Origin of the sequence: Nocardia sp. NPDC049707 (genome assembly GCF_040674855.1) — a bacterium.
GTDB lineage: Bacteria > Actinomycetota > Actinomycetes > Mycobacteriales > Mycobacteriaceae > Nocardia.
Genome location: NZ_JBFANN010000051.1, coordinates 19,835 through 37,317 on the forward strand (window position 1 = coordinate 19,835; position 17,483 = coordinate 37,317).

The window sequence follows — 17,483 nt, forward strand, 5'->3', positions numbered from 1 at the left end:
CCCATTCAACCCGCCTCCTCTTGCCGCTTCTGCGGATCCCGATCTTTCGCAGACATCGAGTTTGCCGGGGTCTCCATTTTCAACCTCCAGTACCACGCCTCCTCGAACACCAGATTCAGTAGGATTCGACAAGCTACTTAACGACCTCGCCCAGTTCCACGGGTATACCCAGGCAATATCAGGTCTGATGCAAGAGGTCTTCGCCGCCGGGCCGTCCCATGTCGCAGGTCGCGATAGCACGGGGGCAGTGGAGGTCATTCTCACGGACACAGGAGAACTCGCTCGAGTTATCGTTTCAGACAACTGGCGGCGATACCTCGATCCTAGCGGTATCGGTACAGCTGTTGTCAACGCCGTCAAAGACGCCGAGCAAAAGCGTTTCGAATCGGTCTGTATCACCGCAGTAGAAAACGGCAGTATCGAAAGACTCGAAACACTAAGTATTAACGACGTCGTACCGACCGAGTTCACCCCACCAGAACCCGCACCCTCCCCGGCAGTCGGCACCGAGCAACTGCTGGAGGAGACACTTCAAATGCTGAACAGCAATCCCGATGAGGCGAAGTTCGGCGAATTCGTGGGCACGGCTGGTTCGGAGGACGAGCTCTATGCATCGATCACGTTGAGCCAAAACAGTATTGTCGACTGCATCGTCCGCATTCCATGGGGAATGGATGCCGGAGGCGGCCCGATCGCGTGGGCAATCAAAGAATCATATGACCAAGCCCATCGTCACCGGCACGCAACTGTGAATGACAGTGCCACAAACACGTTCAGCACATTAGTCAACGACGCGCTTCAAGCGCTTGTCAACTTTCAGATTCAATCACCTGATGACAAACGGTAAGCCCACTGCACGAGGGATTGGACTCTACTAGACATGCAAATCAATCAAAGAGGGGAAACCAGTGGGTGCTGATCCACAGAAACTCAAGGTTGCCACTGACTCATTGCGTACCGACGCAGGCGTTTGGGATGGCAAGTCAACCACCATGTCAGATCTCAAGACGAAGATAGAGACACTGACGTTCAGTCACTTCGAGGCGGGGTTGTTCCAGCTTATCGTCAGCGCTAACGATGAACTTGTCACGAACTTGGCCAGCCGATCAGGCGAAGCTTCCCAGCGCTTCACCGAGGTGGCCGACGTGCTGCGTTTTTGCGCCGATACTTACGAGGCCGAGGATGCGGCGGGCAAGCATCGCATCGACAATATTTGGTAAACAGGAAGCTGATAATGAGTTTTGACGTTTCTCAATACAATTCGGTTCTCGATGGGTTGGACAAGTTCTTCAACAAGGTTGACAGCGCAATTAAAGTTGATGTCCCGAACGCCAAAGACGACGCCCTCGACCTCCCCTACGTGAGGCTGATTCCCGAGATGCAGCGGGTTATCAAGGCTTGCGCAGACAAGATTATAGAGATTTGCAAATGGATATGGGAAAAGATTAAAGAAATCTACCATGGAGTACGTGCACCGTACGAAATGTACCTGCGAAGCCAAGACTGGTCGGACGTGCGGGATGCTGCAAGCGGGGTAAAGCAGGGGCTCGACCCGAACAATGTCCAAGCACTTCGAAACTGGGAAGGTGCGGCGCGAACATCGTATATGCAGACGTGCACCAGCCAGAGTGCCGCTGCAGGAACATTTTCCGACATCGCCGAGAAAGCGAGGAGTGCGATGATGGACTCCGCAGTGGGGGGCCTCGCCTTTTATGCCGGGATACTGGCGATATGTGCTGAATTCCTATTCGGTCTCGCCAGGGCGATCGGCGAACTGCTCTCCGGCGTTGGCGCAGGTATCAGCATTGCCGATATTGCCGCGACGTCCGGGATTTCCACAGCAGCGCTTTGGGCTGCACTCGGCGCGGCGTCGACCTTTATCGGAATGCAGGCAAAAGCATTCAGCGAGCTCGATAGGGCCTTCCCCGACGGGAAGTGGCCGGACTCGCAGGCGTCGAGTTTCAGTGATGCATCGGTTGAAGGGGATAACAAATCTAATTGGAAGATCGTGTAATCGTGTCCAGTGAAGAGATCCAGAGCGTGGCCAAATGGGAACGGCGAGTCCGCCTGTTCGGGCTCGTCATCCTAGCCATAGTGCCCACCCTGATCGGGTGTGGACTCATGTTCACGTTCGTCGGTGCTGTGGCGGGAGTCGGTCCCGTCCAGCGCGTTGCGATCGGGTTAGCGTTGGCAGTGCAGCCACTAGCGATCGCAATCAGCCGACGAGAGCCGCCACAGGGGCGACTCCTGGTCACAGTTCGCAGCGCGTTTTTCACTGCATATGCGGCGGTGGCAGTAGCAGCGATTCTCGCTGCCCTGGACGAGAACACGGAAATCTTCGCAATCCCGATCTACCTTATGCAGGTCGCTTCCCTCCACGCCTTATATGAACGCTGCACCCAACGGTTTGAAGCATTCCGCAAGAAATGAATCCTTTTACCTGCGCCGAGAGCTGTTGTCGCAGTGGTTGGCCGGGTTCGCGGGTAATATGACGATGGGAAACCCCTGAAACGCCTTGCCCGCCAAGAAGCCAGCGCGGAATGGTAGGGCCGCACGCTCGAACTCGTCGGCGGGCAGCAAATCGTCCAACTCTTCGACGGTGTCGTACCCGACGGAGACCTCTGCGTAGATGATCGGGTTGATGACCACCCGACCGGAATCGAGAGCCTCGGTGATTCGGTCCGTCGACCACTCCGCCCACTGCACGTCATTGGTCATGACGTCGAGTAGGACACACGAATCGATGAGGACGGCGGGTCCGCCGATGGGAGTTGGGCTACTCACCACGGAGCAGGTCCATGATCTCGTCCGTGCTCATACCTTCGATATCTCGGCTGTCCGCGGTTCCGCGCAGGCGCCGGACGAGGCGTTGCCCATGAGTGGGGGCGCCTTCGGTGCGCACGATCCGAAGGGTGCCATCGACCTCGATGATTTCGACGTCATCGCCCGCACGCAGATTGTGCTTGGCGCGCAGCTGTGCGGGGATCGTCACCTGACCCTTGCTGTTGAGCAGCACAATGCCCTCCTCGAGCCATATCTGTAATACGTGTATTACGTAATACTCGCCCGAACGCGCTGATCGCCGCGAAACCCGTCTGCCGCCGGGACTACGCGCCCGGCCCCGATCAACCAGGCTCTGGCTTGGTGCTTGATCGGGCATCGGGGTGATCGTCGACCAATACGCCAGGCTCTGAGCCGGTCGAACGGTGACCGAGCACTACCATTCGAACTCAGCCGGGCGACAACGGATTCAGCTGCCGGTGAAGGTGGGCTTGCGCTTCTCGGCGAAGGCCTTCGGCCCCTCCTTGGCATCGGCCGACCGGAAGACCGCCATGCCGAGCTTCGCTTCGATCTGGAAGGCGTCCTCCTCCGGCATGGCCTCGGTTTCCCGGATCGTGCGCAGAATCGCCTGTACCGCCAGGGGGCCGTTGGCGGCGATCTGCCCGGCCAGCTCGAGCGCCTTGTCCAGGGCGGTACCGTCCGGCACCACGTGGCCGATCAGCCCGATCTCCTTGGCCTCGGCGGCGGTGATGTGCCGACCGGTCAGCAGGATGTCCGCGGCCACGGTGTAGGGGATCTGGCGGACCAGTCGCACCGCCGAGCCGGCGAGCGGGAACAGACCCCAACGCGCCTCGGACACACCGAATTTCGCACCCTCGGCAGCCACTCGGATATCGGTGCCCTGCAGGATTTCGGTGCCACCGGCAATGGCCGGACCTTCGACCGCCGCGATCAGCGGTTTGGTGAGTCGGCGGCCCTTGAGCAGCGCCTCCAATTTGGTCGGATCGAAGCTGCTTGCGTTGTCACCGGGATGCCGGGCGGTCATCGCCTTGAGGTCCATACCCGCGCAGAACGCGCCGCCCGCACCGGTCAGGATCGCGGCGCGAATTTCGGGATCGTTGTCCACCTGATCCCAGGCGTCGCGCATGATCGCCATCATCTCGGCCGAAAGGGCATTGCGGGCCTCGGGCCGATTCATGGTGACGATGAGGACATGATCGCGCTTCTCGACGAGGCAATCTGGCATTGCTGATTCTCCTGACTTTCCAGGGGTATGGCAGGTCGGCGGAGCCGGCCGGGGTGGGCAAATTCGGCCTTGTCAGAAACAGTAACACGTTCTATTTTTAGCTTTGTGAGCTACAACATAGCGGACCTAGTCGAACACGCCATCGATCTGATGCCCGACCGCGTAGCGCTGGCCGACAACGGCCGCGAGGTGACTTACGCGCAGCTGGAGGAGCGGGCCAACAAACTCGCCAACTACCTGCTGCAACAGGGTGTCCAACCGGGCGACAAGGTGGGCATCTATTCACGTAACACCATCGAGGCCGTCGAGGCCATGGTCGCGGTCTTCAAGGCTCGCGCCGTGATGATCAACGTGAATTTCCGATACGTCGAGAACGAGTTGCAGTACATCTTCGACAATTCGGATATGGTCGCCCTGATCCACGAGCGCCGCTACAGCGACCGGGTGGCCGGGGTTCGCCCGAATACGCCCCTGCTGAAGACGGTCGTCGTCGTCGACGACGATACGACCGGCACCATCCCCACCGCAGCCGATTCGGTGGAGTACGAGACGGTGCTGGCCGAGTCTTCCGGTGAGCGCGATTTCGGCGAGCGCTCGGCCGATGACATCTTCATGCTCTACACCGGCGGCACCACCGGCCTGCCCAAGGGCGTGATGTGGCGGCACGAGGACTGGTGGCGCGTGCTCGGCGGGGGCATCAACTTCCTCACCGGCGAATACGTCGAGGACGAATGGCATCAGTCCAAGACCGGTGCAGGCAACCCACAGATGGTCCGCTTCCCGATTCCGCCGATGATCCACGGTGGCTCACAAACCGCGACCTTCCACAGCCTGTTCGACGGCGGCAAGGCCGTAATGATTCCGGAATTCACCGGACACGGCGTGTGGCAGCACATCGACCGGCACAAGATCAACCTCATCTTCATCACCGGTGACGCCATGGCCCGGCCGATGGTGGACGCGCTCGCCGAGGGCAATCCGGAAACCGGTGAGCCATACGATCTTTCGAGTCTCTACGTGATCGCCAGCAGTGCCGCGCTGTTCTCGCCGACGCTCAAAGACCAGTTCCTGGAACGACTCCCGAACCGGATGATCACCGATTCCATCGGCTCTTCCGAAACCGGTTTCGGTGGTCTGGCCGTTGTCGCCAAGGGCGCCAACCACACCGGCGGCCCGCGGGTGAAGATCGATGCCGCCACCCAGGTGCTCGACGACCAGGGCAATCCGGTGGCGCCGGGCTCCGGGCAGGTCGGCTTCCTCGCACGCAGCGGCCACATTCCGGTCGGCTACTACAAGGACGAGGCCAAGACCAAAGCGACGTTCAAGGAGTTCAACGGAATTCGCTACTCGATTCCCGGCGATTACGCCCGGGTCGAGGAGGACGGCACGGTCACCATGCTCGGCCGCGGTTCGGTGAGCATCAATAGCGGTGGCGAGAAGATCTACCCGGAGGAGGTCGAGGGCGCGCTCAAGATTCACCCCGAGGTCTTCGACGCGCTCGTGGTCGGCGTTCCCGATGAACGTTGGGGGCAGCGGGTGGCGGCGGTCGTGCAGTGCCGCGGCGATAAGCGGCCCACCCTCGATGAGTTGCGTCCGGTGCTCACGCAGGAGATCGCGGCCTACAAGCTGCCGCGCAGTGTATGGTTCGTCGACCAGATCAAGCGCAATCCGGCGGGCAAGCCCGACTACAAATGGGCCAAGGCGCAAACCGAGGAGCGCCCGGCCGACGAGCACGCCGACGCGAGCAACAAGTAGTAGCGGCTGGGCATAGACATCGGCAAGGGCTGCCGAGCAACGCGGCAGTCCTTGCCCATTTGCCGTTGGTTCGGCGGCGATTGGAGATCGAATTGGCAACGCCCTATGCGTTTTTCGCGGCAACCGACAACGGGTTCGAGCCGCTGCCGTTCGCAGCGAGCCATTGGTCGCCGAATATGGTCAATGGGCCCGCGATCTGCGGACTGTTGGCCAGGGCGCTGGAGCAACAGCACTGCGCGGATGGCTTCTCGCCCGCCCGACTGACCGTCGACCTGTTCCGGCCCACCTTGAAAAAGCCGGTGACGGTGGTGACCGAGTTGGTGCGCGACGGCAAGCGGATTCGGGTCGCCGATGCCGCCCTGATGCAGGATGGTATGGACGTGGCCCGCGCCAGCGCGGTCTTCCTGAAGCGATCGGCGCAGCCGCCGGGCGAGCGGTGGACGCGCGCGCAATCCCCACAGCCGCCGCCGGTTCCGGTCGCGGACGGACCGACAGCGCCGCTGTGGAGCAGCGACGATGGTCTCGACGGCTGGTCGCCCAGAATCGGCGATCATCAGAACAGCGCACGCAAGCGCATATGGCAGGCCCCACTCTCGGTGGTCGAGGGTGAGCCGCCTTCGGCGTTCGCCGGTGTGGCGATGATCGGCGAGTCGACCAGCCTCATGACCAACTGGGGTACCACCGGAATCGGTTTCATCAATGCCGATCTCACCCTGGCGCTGGCGCGCCCGCTCATCGGGTTGGAGATCGGGGTCGAGGCCGACAGCCATATCAGCGCCGATGGCATCGCCGTCGGCAGTGCGACCTTGTTCGATCGGCACGGATCCTTCGGCACCTGTGTGGTGACCGCACTGGCCAATGCCGCCCGGCAGGTCGACTTCGCCGATGGCGATCCACTGGAGCGAGCCGGCATTCGCTGACGCCCTCAGGTGCCGGGATAGTCCATCCAGAACGGCTCCCATTGGTGGCCGTCGGGATCGATGAAGGTGCGGCCGAACATCCCGACCTGGGCCTCCTGGGCCCTGCGGTCCTCGTTGATTTCCTCGGTGCCGCCGGCGGCCAGTGCCGCGTTGGTGAGTACGTCGACTTCGTGGGCGCTGGCCAGGGATAACGCATAGGCGCCACCGCTGGTCGCGACCGTGTCGGCGATCGGACGCTTGCTGAAGGTCGTGAAGAAATCCTTGGTCAGCAGCATGGCGCAGATATTGTCGTCGATGACGATGCAGGCGGAATTGTCATCGGTGAAGTCCTGGTTCACCTTCCAGCCGATGGCCGCGTAGAAGTTCTTGGACCGGCCCAGGTCTGCGACCGGAAGATTGATGAAGATCATCTTGCTGGGCATGCGGGGTCCTTACGTCGTCTTCGGCGGTTTCTCTGTAGAGACGGAATGAACGCGCTGAACTCATCGCTCGCGGGCGTTGCGTGACCGGATGCAAACCCACACCAGGCCGAGATGATCTTGATTCCGCAGGTAGGTGGCTTTTTGTGCTCGAATGTGTCGGTGGGCTGTGGCAGGGTGACACCCATGAACGACTCGTCCGGCTCCACTGTCGGCCTCACCCCGGATGTCCTCGAGTCCTTCGAAGGACATCGGCGAGAGCTGTGTGCGTACGCCTATCGCATGCTCGGCTCCTCCTTCGAAGCGGAGGATGCGGTGCAGGAAACCTTCACGCGCGCATGGAAGTCCTATGGCTCGTTCGAGGGGCGCGCCAGCCTACGGTCCTGGCTGTACAAGATCACCACGAACGTCTGTCTCGATATGCTCGACGGCCCACAGCGCCGGGCCAGGCCGATGGATCTGTCCGGTCCGTCGCGGCCGGATTCGCCGATGCCCATACCGCAGCCGGATTACGTTTGGATCGAACCGATCCCGAACGCACTGGCCTTCGGATCGGATCCGGCCGAGCATGCCTCGGTCAAGGACACACTGCGGCTGGCATTTGTCGCGGCCTGTCAACATCTGCCCGCGACCCAACGCGCCATCCTGATCATGCGCGAGGTGCTGCGGTTCTCGGCCAGCGAGACGGCCGAGGCGCTCACCATGTCCTCCGCCTCGGTGAACAGCGCACTGCAACGCGCCAGAGCCACCATGTCGAAGGTGCAGCCCACAGCCACCGACACCTACGACGAAACCGATAGCGACCAGCGCAAACTCGTCGACGATTTCGTGAAGGCCTTCGAGGCCTACGATATGGACACCCTCACGACCCTGCTGAAAACCGATGTGGCACTGTCCATGCCGCCGCTCGAACTCTGGGTCTCGGGCCCCGAGAACGTGGCCGCCTTCATGCTCGGCCACGGCAAGGGCTGCCGCGATTCCCGCATGATCCGTCTGCAAGGCGCCAACGGCCTCCCCGCGTTCGGCCACTACAAACCGAGCGAAACCGAACCCGGCGTCTGGCTCCCCTGGTCCATCACGGTGCTCGAACTCGACGGCGACGCAATCACCGGACTCAACTTCTTCCTCGACATCGAAAAGCTGTTCCCGCTTTTTGGTTTGGCACCGGAGCTGCGCGAATCGGTTGCGTGAGGTTGGTCGTCCATGGGTGAGCGGCAGGGTACCGGAGAGAGTGAGCTGAGCAGGGGCGGCTGGGCCGAGGCAGAGGCGGGCGAACCGGACAAGCAGACCGGCAAGCCAACGGATGGATAGCCACAGCCAACCGCTACCCAAGTGAGGCCAGGCCGGTAGATGGCCGCTGATTCCGGTGCGGCGCACGAATTCGCGTGGCACGCATGAATTCTCGGGGCAAAAACCATGCGTGGCGCGCGAAAACGTTTGCGGCACAAGTGACTACGGCAAGGTAGGGCAGACCAGTTGACGCTCGGACCGGACCTGGGGACGAGCAGATCGATCCAGCGGGCCTCGTCGAACCAGAGGACACGCGCGGCTGTCCCGCATAGTCTGTGACCATGGCGCACAACCAGCGCTATCGCGCAGAACGCGTACCCTCTGCGGGATAGGCACTGGACATGCGACAGACACTCCCTACGCTGGGATGTAGCGGTCGCGAAGTTTGCGCTTGTAGAGTTTGCCGTTGGGGTCGCGGGGGAGTTCATCGACGTAGTCGATCGAGCGGGGCATTTTGTATTTGGCCAATTGGGTTGCGGCGTAGGCCAGTAGTTCGGCGGTGAGGTCGGCATTGCCTTCGACACCGGCGACGGGCTGGACTACGGCCTTGACCTCTTGGCCCCAATCCGGGTGGGGTAGACCGAAGACCGCGACATCTTCGACCTTGGGGTGGGTGGTCAGGACGTTCTCGATTTCGGCCGGGTAGATGTTCACACCGCCGGACAGGATCAGGTCGGAGCGGCGGTCGTGCAGGTAGAGGTAGCCGTCCTCATCGAGGTGACCGATATCGCCGACCGTGAAAAGGTCGCCGACTCTTGACTCTTCGGTCTTCTCCTTGGCGTGGTGGTATTCGAAGCTGGACGCGCCCATCTTCATATAGACCAGACCCGGCTCCCCGACGGGCAGCTCGGAGCCGTCCTCCTCGCTGAGCACCTTGATGACCGACCACGGCCAGGCCTTGCCCACCGAGCCCGGCTTCTTCAGCCAGTCGGTGCCATTGATGACCGTGCCGCCCCCTTCGGTCGCCGCGTAGTACTCGGTGACCGTCGGCCCCCACCACTCCAGCATCCGTCGCTTGGTTTCGGCGGGGCACGGGGCCGCGCCGTGCACCATGCTGCGCAGCGATGACACGTCGTACTCGGCGCGCACCTCCGCCGGCAGCGCGAGCAGCCGGTGGAACTGGGTCGGCACCATATGGCTGTGGGTCACCCGATACTTGTCGATGAGCCGCAGCATCTCCTCGGCGTCCCAGCGATCCATCAGAACGAGCTTGTGCCCCAACTGAATAGAGATAGTCGCGAAGTTCAGCACGGCCGTGTGATACAGCGGCGAACCGCAGATGTGCACGTTATCGTCATAGGGCTTCAGTTCGAACAGACCGAAGAACGCGGACGAATACACCGGTACGACATCCGGGTCGGTGCCGGTGAGTGGACGCCGAACGCCCTTGGGCCGCCCCGTAGTTCCGGAGGTGTAGAGCATCGGCGCACCGGTCGTCCGGTTATCGGGCCGACCGGTATCGGCCGCCCCCAGCCACGACACCGGCTTGAAGCCTTCGATCTCGCCGACCGCGAAGCGCGCGGTGGCGGGCAGTCCGGCCTCATCGGCGGCGGCGATCGCGGCAGCGGCGAACCGGTCGCTGGCGATGAATGCCTTGGCCTCGCTGTCGGCGAGGATGTAGGCGACCTCCGGGCCGGTCAGATGCCAGTTCACCGCGACGATGTACAGCCCGGCCTGATAGGCCGCGAAGTAGGCGGCCACCGCCTCGACGCAGTTGTGCACCATGGTGACCAGCACGTCGCCGGGCTGCAGGCCGAGCGACCGTAGTCCGATGCCGTAACGGTTTGCGAGCGTGGCCAATTCGCGATAGGTCACTTCGCGGCCGGATGGATCCACCAGTGCGATCCGATCGGGTTCCGTGTTCGCGATGTTCCAGAGACCGAGAATTTCTACTGAGTCCTGCGTCATCCCTACGAATCTAGAACGTGTTCTACATCTGTACAAGGGGTGCGAGCCGATGCAGTTGCTCGATATCTGGAACCGACACCAGCATCTCGGTGACACCCGCGGCTTCCCAGACCCCGAGTTGCTTACGGACCTGCTCCTCGTCGCCGATGATCGCGGTATCCACAATCAGCTCATCCGGCACCATGGCGGCGGCCTCGGCCTTCTTCCCGGATTGGAACAGCCTGCCGATCTCGTCGACCTCGCGCTCATATCCCATGCGCCGGTAGACCTGCGCGTGGAAATTCAGCTCCGGTGCGCCCATGCCACCGATGTAGAGCGCCATGATCCAGCGCATCCGCTCCAACTCGCTCTTGGGATCGTCGGTGATCACCACCTGACAGCTCGCGGCGATCTCGAAATCGTCCCGCGAACGCCGCGCGCCGGCCCTGGCGAAGCCCTCATCGAGCCAGTCGTTGTACATCCCGGCCAGCCGCGGCGCGTAGTAGATCGCCAGCCAGCCATCGGCGATCTCGGCGGTCAGTGCCACATTCTTGGGCCCCTCCGCACCCAGCCAGATCGGCATATCCGCTCGTAGCGGGTGCACGATCGGCTTGAGCGGCTTGCCGAGTCCGGTCGATCCCGGTCCGGTGTAGGGCAGCGGGTACTGCGGCCCGTCATTGGTGACCGGCGCCTGCCGCTCCAGGATGCGGCGAATGATGCCGACGTACTCCCTGGTGCGCTGTAGCGGCTTGGCGAACGGCTGCCCGTACCAGCCCTCGACCACCTGCGGTCCGGAAACGCCGAGCCCGAGGATGGCCCGGCCACCGCTGAGATGGTCGAGCGTCAGCGCATGCATCGCCGTCGCGGCGGGGGTGCGCGCCGACATCTGCACCACCGAGGTGCCCAGCCGCACCCGATTCGTCGACGAGCCCCACCACATCAGCGGTCCGAAGGCATCCGACCCCCAGGATTCGGCGGCGAAGACCGCGTCGAACCCGGCCGCCTCGGCGGCGACCACCAACTCACCGGCATTCTGTGGCGGCTGCGCCATCCAGTAGCCGAGTTGCAATCCGAACTTCATGGCCGACCTCTTTCCACACGACTTCTTGCCACCAGAATAAGAACCTGTTCTACTCGATATCGTGACTCAGGGGAATACGGCATCCGGCATAATTACGGATGAGAGAGGGTCGGATTTGAACACCGGCCCCGATGTACTCAGCGCACCCCTGCGGGTGCAATTCGACTACACACGATCGGTCGGACCGATCATCGGCACCTTCCTGACCAAGCTGCGCGCCCGCAAGATCGTCGGCATGCGCGGGTCGGACGGGCGGGTACTGGTGCCGCCGCCGGAATACGATCCGGTCACCTCCGCGCCGCTGACCGAATTCGTCGATGTGGCCGATACCGGCACCGTCCAGTCGTGGACCTTCGTGCGCGAGCCGCTGCCCGGCCAGCCGTTCGACCGCCCGTTCGCCTGGGCCTTGATCAAGCTCGACGGCGCGGACACCACACTGCTGCACGCGGTCGATGTCACCGCGCCCGAGGACATCCACACCGGACTACGCGTGGTCGCGCGCTGGGCCGACGAGACGATCGGCAGCATCAAAGACATCGCCTGCTTCGAACCGGGCGAGACCTCCACCGCACCGGCGGAACCCAGCGCGGACGGTGAGCCGATCGAGGTGATCACCACCCCGGTCGACCTGCACTACATACACAGCGCATCGCCGCAGGAGACCGTCTACCTGCGCGGTCTGGCCGAGGGCAAGTTGCTCGGCGGACGCACGGATGCCGCGGGCAAGGTGTACTTCCCGCCGCGCGGCGCCAATCCGACCAACGGCCGTCCGACCGACGAAATCGTCGAGCTGCCCGACCGCGGCATAGTCACCACCTTCTGCATCGTGAATGTGCCGTTCCTCGGCCAGCGGATCAAGCCGCCGTACGTCGCGGCCTATGTGCTGCTCGACGGCGCCGATATCCCGGTGCTGCACCTGGTGCTCGGCTGCGAGGCGAGCGAGGTGCGGATGGGCATGCGAGTGGAGGCGGTGTGGAAGCCACGCGAGGAGTGGGGCTTCGGGCTCAGCAATGTGGACCACTTCCGACCCACCGGCGAGCCGGATGCCGACTACGAGACCTATAAGCACCACCTCTGAGAGGCCACGTTGACGAACAACGCTCTGCCTACCCACCCCGCCGCTTGCGACATCGCGGTTGTGGGCTTCGCCCACGCACCGCATGTGCCGGAGACCTTCGGCACCACCAATGGTGTCGAGATGCTGGTGCCTATCTTCCAGCAGCTCTACGCCCGACTGGGCATTACCAAGTCCGACATCGACTTCTGGTGCTCCGGTTCTTCGGATTACCTTGCGGGCCGCGCATTCTCGTTCATCTCGGCGGTCGACGCCATCGGCGCGGTGCCGCCGATCAACGAATCACATCTCGAAATGGACGCCGCGTGGGCGCTCTACGAGGCATTCGTCAAGCTCCGCTCCGGCCAGGCGCAGACGGCGCTGGTGTACGGCTTCGGCAAGTCCTCCGCGGGTACGCTGCGCCAGGTTCTGACCATGCAACTCGATCCGTATCTGGTGACGCCGCTGTGGCCGGACGCACTGTCCATCGCCGGTTTGCAGGCACAGGCCGGACTGGATGCCGGACGCTGGACCGAGCGCGATATGGCGGCGGTGGCCGCCGGTGCTTCCGGTGACATCGAAAGTCTGCTCGCCACACCGTATGTCGCCGATCCGCTGCGCGCGCACGATGTCGCACCGGTCACCGATGGCGCGGCGGCGATTGTGCTCGCGGTCGGCGACCGAGCGCGCGAACTGTGCGAGCGCCCCGCCTGGATCACCGGTATAGCGCATCGGGTGGACACCCCCAACCTCGGCGCCCGCGATCTGACCGTCTCCCCGTCGACTTCGGCTGCGGCACAGTCGGTTACCGGCGGCGATACCAGCGGCGTCGATATCGCCGAATTGCATGCGCAGTTCAGCCATCAGCAGCTGATCCTCGCCGAGGCTATCGGCCTGCGACCCGAGACCAAGGTGAACCCGTCGGGCGGCGCACTTGCCGGGAATCCGATGTTCGCGGCGGGTCTGGAGCGCATCGGCTTCGCGGCCGAGGCGATTATCGCGGGCACCGCGAATCGCGCGCTCGCTCATGCCAGCAGCGGTCCGGCGTTGCAGCAGAACCTGGTGACCGTTTTGGATTCGGAGGCGAGCCGATGAATTTTCCCGCTGCGGTGCTCGGCACCGGACAAACCCATCACGTGACGAAACGAACCGATGTGTCCATGGCGGGCATGTGTCGCGAGGCCATCGATCGCGCGCTCGTCGATGCCGGACTCACCATCGCCGATATCGATGCGGTGGTGGTCGGTAAGGCGCCGGACTTCTTCGAGGGCGTCATGATGCCCGAGCTGTATCTGGCGGATGCGTTGGGCGCCACCGGAAAACCGCTGCTCCGCGTGCATACCGCCGGATCCGTCGGCGGCTCCACGGGTATCGTCGCCGCCAATCTGGTGCAGGCCGGGGTGCACAAGCGTGTGCTCGCCATTGCCTGGGAGAAGCAGTCGGAATCGAATGCCATGTGGGCGTTGTCGTTTCCGGTGCCCTTCACCATGCCCGTTGGCGCGGGTGCGGGCGGCTACTTCGCCCCGCATGTGCGGTCCTACATCCGCCGCGCGAACGCACCGGGCCATATCGGCGCGATGGTGGCGGTAAAGGATCGCCGCAACGGCGCGAAGAATCCGTTGGCACATCTGCATCAGCCCGATATCACGCTGGAGAAGGTGCTCTCCTCCCAAATGCTGTGGGATCCGATCCGATTCGACGAGACCTGCCCGTCCTCGGACGGTGCGTGCGCGCTGGTGATCGGTGACGAGGAGGCCGCGAAGGCCGTCGAGGCCACCGGTAAGAAGGTCGCGTGGGTGCACGGCACCGCCATGCGCACCGAACCGACCACCTTCGCCGGACGCGATCAGGTCAATCCGCAGGCCGGACAGGATGCCGCGGCCGCGCTGTGGCACGCCGCCGGAATCACCGACCCGCTCAACGAGATCGACGTCGCCGAGATCTACGTGCCGTTCTCCTGGTTCGAGCCGATGTGGCTGGAGAACCTGGGCTTCGTCCCGCAGGGCGACGGTTGGAAGCTCACCGACAAGGGCGAGACCGAGATCGGCGGCACCCTGCCGGTCAATCCGTCCGGTGGCGTGCTCTCCTCGAATCCGATCGGCGCTTCCGGGCTCATCCGATTCGCCGAGGCCGCCAAACAGGTCATGGGCCGGGCCGGGGACTACCAGGTCGCGAATGCCAAGAAGGCGCTCGGGCACGCGTATGGTGGTGGGTCGCAGTACTTCTCGATGTGGGTGGTCGGCTCGGAGCAGCCCAGTTGATGACCCCGCTGAAGTTCACCATCGGCATCGCGCTGAGCCCGCTCGAGCAGCTGCCGGAATTGGCGAAAACCGCTGAGGAGTGCGGATTTTCGTCGATCGCGCTACCCGATTCGCTGTTCTATATGAAGTCGGCGGCGGCGAAGTATCCCTATACCACCGACGGCAGCCGCTTCTGGGGCCCGGAGACGCCATGGGTCGACCCGCTCATCGGTGCGACCGCCATGGCCGCGGTGACCAGCCGAATTCGCTTCTACACCAACGTGCTCAAGCTCGGTTCACGCAATCCGCTGCTGCTTGCGCGTCAGGTGGGCTCCGTCGCCAACCTGTCGGGCAACCGGTTCGGGTTCGGTGTCGGAATCGGCTGGGCGCCCGAGGAATTCGAATGGTGCGGGGTGCCCTACGCCGATCGCGGCGCACGGGTCGACGAGATGATCGAGGTCATCAAACTGGTACTCGGCGGCGGCATGGTCGAGTACCACGGGAAATTCTTCGATTTCGAACCGCTGCAGATCAGCCCGGCGCCGAGCGAACCGGTGCCGTTCTACATCGGCGGCCACACCGCGCCCGCACTGCGCCGGGCAGCCAAGATCGGTGACGGCTGGACCTCAGCCATGATGACCTACGACGAACTGTGCGCCACCATTGGCAAGCTCACTACGCTGCGCGCCGAATTCGGCAGGGAGAGCGCACCTTTCGAAATCCAGGCGGTGTGCATCGACAAGTTCGGCCGCTCCGGATATCAGGATCTGGCCGATGCCGGGGTGACCGATGCGATCGTGGTCCCGTGGCTGGCCGACGGTATCGGCTTCGATGGTGAGCTGGCGGCCAAACAGGAGTCACTGCGCCGCTTCGCCGCGAAGAATATCGAGGAACCCATCGTCGCGAAGGCACGCGTATGAGTAATTCCGAACATCCAGCACGAGCCGCCGGACTCGCGTCGCAGGCCGCGGTGCGGGCCAAGGACAAGCAGGCCTGGCTCGAGCTGTTCGCAACGGACGGCATTGTCGAAGATCCCGTCGGCCCTTCGGGTTTCGATCCGGATGGCAAGGGCCATCGCGGTAAGGAGGCCATCGCGGCCTTTTGGGATATGGCGATCGCGAAGACCGATTCGATCGAGTTCCTGTTCGAGGATTCCTTCGCCTGCGGTAACGAGATCGCCTTCACCGGCCTGATCCGCACCACGATGGGCGGACACCAGATCGATGCCGAGGGCGTCTTCACCTACAAGGTCGACGAATCGGGCAAAATCGCTGCGCTGCGGGCCTTTTGGGAGGTCGACCGCGCCATGGCGACGGCGAAACCGAGCATCTGAGCGGCTGCCCCTCCCCTCCGGGGGCAGCCGCAACAAGGGCCCTCGCACCGGCTTTGGACACACCGGTACGAGGGCCCTTGTCTGTCACCGAAGCCGGGGGACCGAGACTGCCGACACCAAGCCTGGATCCCCCGCATTTCAGTGCGCGACCGGGCAGCCCGAGGTCTTGTAGTCGACCTGGAATTCCTTGACCCCGTTGAGCCAGCCGGAACGCAGCCGCTTGGGATCACCGAGCTTGGTGATATCGGGCATGGCGTCGGCAATGGCGTTGAAGATCAGATCGACCTCCATCCGCGCCAGATTCGCACCGATGCAGAAGTGTGCGCCGGTACCGCCGAAGGACAAGTGCTGGTTGTCCTTTCGCATGATGTCGAACTGCTCCGGGTTCTCGAAGACGTCCTCGTCGAAGTTGGCCGAGCGGTACAGCATGACCACCCGCTGCCCCTTCTTGATCTGCACGCCGCCGAGTTCGGTGTCCTCCAGCGCGGTCCGCTGGAACGAGGTGACCGGGGTGGCCCAGCGGATGATCTCGTCGGCGGCGGTGGCCGGACGCTCGTTCTTGAACAGCTCCCACTGGTCCGGATGCTCCAGGAAGGCCGCCATGCCATGGGTGATCGCATTGCGGGTCGTCTCATTGCCCGCGACGGCCAGTATGATCACGAAGAAACCGAACTCCTCCGGAGTCAGCTCATCGCCGTCGACATCCGCTTCGATCAGTTTGGTCACGATATCGTCGGCCGGGCATTCCTTTCGCGCCGCGGCCATCTGATAGGCGTAGCCGAGCACCTCGGCGGAGGCGGAGGCCGGATCGGCCGTGCTCTCCGGATCGTCGTAGCCGGTCATATCGTTGGACCAGGTGAAGACCTTCCCGCGGTCCTCCTGCGGAATGCCGATCAGCTCGGCGATCGCCTGCAGCGGCAGTTCGGAGGCCACCTGAGTGACGAAGTCGCCGGAGCCGTTCTGCACCGCCGCCTTCACGATGGTTTCGGCCCTGGTCTCGAGTTCGGCACGCAGACCGTTGATCACGCGCGGGGTGAAGCCGCGGGAGATGATCTTGCGCAGTTTGGTGTGCTGAGGTGCGTCCATGTTCAACAGCACGAAACGCTGCAGTTCGATCTGCTCGCGGGTGATGTCGTCATTGAAGCGCGGGATCGCGGTGTTCTCGAAGGTGGAGAACACATCGCTGCGCCGCGACACCTCCTTGACGTCGGCATGCTTGCTCACCACCCAGAAGCCGTCGTCATGGAAGCCCCCGACCTCGGCGGGCTGTGGATTCCACCAAATCGGTGCGGTACGGCGCAGTTCGGCGTACTCCTCGACCGGAACACGCTCGGCATAAATGTCCGGGTCCGTGACATCGAACCCATCCCGCAGGTTCGGCCGGGCATTGCGCTGGTCTACCACCAGATGCTTCCTTCGACAAACTGAAACACGTTCTACAATTATTCAAGCATAGGCTGCATAATGAGGGAAGAAC

The 17,483-nt window shown here is 63.1% G+C and carries 19 protein-coding genes; 12 read left to right on the top strand and 7 right to left on the bottom strand.

All coding sequences use genetic code 11. The annotated features are described in order from the left end of the window. Positions 1-187: 187 nt before the first annotated feature. From AB0J29_RS31640 to AB0J29_RS31655, 4 genes are all read left to right on the top strand, one after another. A complete protein-coding gene (locus AB0J29_RS31640; protein WP_364794143.1) occupies positions 188-847 on the top strand; it encodes a hypothetical protein in 660 nt (219 codons plus the stop codon). A gap of 61 nt (positions 848-908) precedes the next feature. Further along, positions 909-1,220, top strand: a complete 312-nt coding sequence (locus tag AB0J29_RS31645; RefSeq protein WP_364794145.1) for a hypothetical protein — start codon at positions 909-911, stop codon at positions 1,218-1,220. 14 nt (positions 1,221-1,234) lie between these two features. Beyond that, entirely contained in the window at positions 1,235-2,014 is a 780-nt protein-coding gene (locus tag AB0J29_RS31650) for a hypothetical protein (RefSeq protein WP_364794147.1), read from the top strand. Between the two features lie 2 nt (positions 2,015-2,016). Beyond that, positions 2,017-2,430: a hypothetical protein gene (locus tag AB0J29_RS31655; RefSeq protein WP_364794149.1), complete on the top strand. Its 414-nt coding sequence runs from the start codon at positions 2,017-2,019 to the stop codon at positions 2,428-2,430. A gap of 6 nt (positions 2,431-2,436) precedes the next feature. Here AB0J29_RS31655 and AB0J29_RS31660 read toward each other — a convergent pair whose 3' ends face one another. From AB0J29_RS31660 to AB0J29_RS31670, 3 genes are all read right to left on the bottom strand, one after another. Then, entirely contained in the window at positions 2,437-2,784 is a 348-nt protein-coding gene (locus tag AB0J29_RS31660; RefSeq protein WP_364794151.1) for a hypothetical protein, read from the bottom strand. Next, positions 2,777-3,016: an AbrB/MazE/SpoVT family DNA-binding domain-containing protein gene (locus AB0J29_RS31665; RefSeq protein ID WP_364794153.1), complete on the bottom strand. Its 240-nt coding sequence runs from the start codon at positions 3,014-3,016 to the stop codon at positions 2,777-2,779. Before AB0J29_RS31665 ends, AB0J29_RS31660 begins: the two co-directional genes overlap by 8 nt. 234 nt (positions 3,017-3,250) lie before the next feature. After that, positions 3,251-4,027, bottom strand: coding sequence for a crotonase/enoyl-CoA hydratase family protein (locus tag AB0J29_RS31670; RefSeq protein WP_364794155.1), 777 nt, complete (start codon positions 4,025-4,027; stop codon positions 3,251-3,253). Positions 4,028-4,132: 105 nt separating this feature from the next. Between AB0J29_RS31670 and AB0J29_RS31675 the strand changes: the two genes are divergently transcribed. Further along, the gene (locus AB0J29_RS31675; RefSeq protein WP_364794209.1) at positions 4,133-5,782 is read left to right on the top strand and encodes an acyl-CoA synthetase; all 1,650 of its coding nucleotides are present in this window, start codon (positions 4,133-4,135) and stop codon (positions 5,780-5,782) included. Positions 5,783-5,874: 92 nt separating this feature from the next. Beyond that, positions 5,875-6,702: an acyl-CoA thioesterase domain-containing protein gene (locus AB0J29_RS31680; RefSeq protein WP_364794158.1), complete on the top strand. Its 828-nt coding sequence runs from the start codon at positions 5,875-5,877 to the stop codon at positions 6,700-6,702. 5 nt (positions 6,703-6,707) lie between these two features. Here the strand turns inward: AB0J29_RS31680 and AB0J29_RS31685 are convergent, their stop codons facing one another. Further along, complete coding sequence (locus tag AB0J29_RS31685) at positions 6,708-7,124, bottom strand: VOC family protein (protein WP_364794160.1); 417 nt, start codon at positions 7,122-7,124, stop codon at positions 6,708-6,710. Positions 7,125-7,307: 183 nt separating this feature from the next. Between AB0J29_RS31685 and AB0J29_RS31690 the strand changes: the two genes are divergently transcribed. Continuing rightward, complete coding sequence (locus AB0J29_RS31690; protein WP_364794162.1) at positions 7,308-8,312, top strand: sigma-70 family RNA polymerase sigma factor; 1,005 nt, start codon at positions 7,308-7,310, stop codon at positions 8,310-8,312. 456 nt (positions 8,313-8,768) lie between these two features. On the opposite strand, the gene AB0J29_RS31695 is transcribed toward AB0J29_RS31690, so the two are convergent. Together AB0J29_RS31695 and AB0J29_RS31700 are read right to left on the bottom strand one after the other, a co-directional pair. Then, positions 8,769-10,319 (bottom strand): acyl-CoA synthetase, encoded by a 1,551-nt coding sequence (locus tag AB0J29_RS31695; protein WP_364794164.1) that lies wholly within the window; start codon positions 10,317-10,319, stop codon positions 8,769-8,771. Between the two features lie 22 nt (positions 10,320-10,341). Next, complete coding sequence (locus tag AB0J29_RS31700; RefSeq protein WP_364794166.1) at positions 10,342-11,379, bottom strand: LLM class F420-dependent oxidoreductase; 1,038 nt, start codon at positions 11,377-11,379, stop codon at positions 10,342-10,344. A 115-nt stretch (positions 11,380-11,494) separates the two neighbouring features. Between AB0J29_RS31700 and AB0J29_RS31705 the strand changes: the two genes are divergently transcribed. From AB0J29_RS31705 to AB0J29_RS31725, 5 genes are read left to right on the top strand one after another with little or no spacing between them, the layout of a single operon-like run. Then, positions 11,495-12,457 carry an OB-fold domain-containing protein gene (locus tag AB0J29_RS31705; protein WP_364794168.1) on the top strand — a complete coding sequence of 321 codons (963 nt, stop codon included), beginning with the start codon at positions 11,495-11,497 and terminating at the stop codon, positions 12,455-12,457. 9 nt (positions 12,458-12,466) lie between these two features. Beyond that, positions 12,467-13,528: a thiolase domain-containing protein gene (locus AB0J29_RS31710; RefSeq protein WP_364794170.1), complete on the top strand. Its 1,062-nt coding sequence runs from the start codon at positions 12,467-12,469 to the stop codon at positions 13,526-13,528. Continuing rightward, positions 13,525-14,694: a thiolase domain-containing protein gene (locus AB0J29_RS31715; RefSeq protein WP_364794172.1), complete on the top strand. Its 1,170-nt coding sequence runs from the start codon at positions 13,525-13,527 to the stop codon at positions 14,692-14,694. Before AB0J29_RS31710 ends, AB0J29_RS31715 begins: the two co-directional genes overlap by 4 nt. A gap of 8 nt (positions 14,695-14,702) precedes the next feature. Then, a complete protein-coding gene (locus tag AB0J29_RS31720; protein WP_364794211.1) occupies positions 14,703-15,593 on the top strand; it encodes a TIGR03619 family F420-dependent LLM class oxidoreductase in 891 nt (296 codons plus the stop codon). Further along, a complete protein-coding gene (locus tag AB0J29_RS31725) occupies positions 15,590-16,006 on the top strand; it encodes a nuclear transport factor 2 family protein (RefSeq protein WP_364794174.1) in 417 nt (138 codons plus the stop codon). The genes AB0J29_RS31720 and AB0J29_RS31725 overlap by 4 nt, the downstream gene beginning before the upstream one ends. A 138-nt stretch (positions 16,007-16,144) precedes the next feature. Here AB0J29_RS31725 and AB0J29_RS31730 read toward each other — a convergent pair whose 3' ends face one another. Next, on the bottom strand, positions 16,145-17,410 hold the full coding sequence (locus tag AB0J29_RS31730; RefSeq protein ID WP_364794176.1) for a cytochrome P450: 1,266 nt from the start codon (positions 17,408-17,410) through the stop codon (positions 16,145-16,147). Positions 17,411-17,483 lie beyond the last annotated feature (73 nt).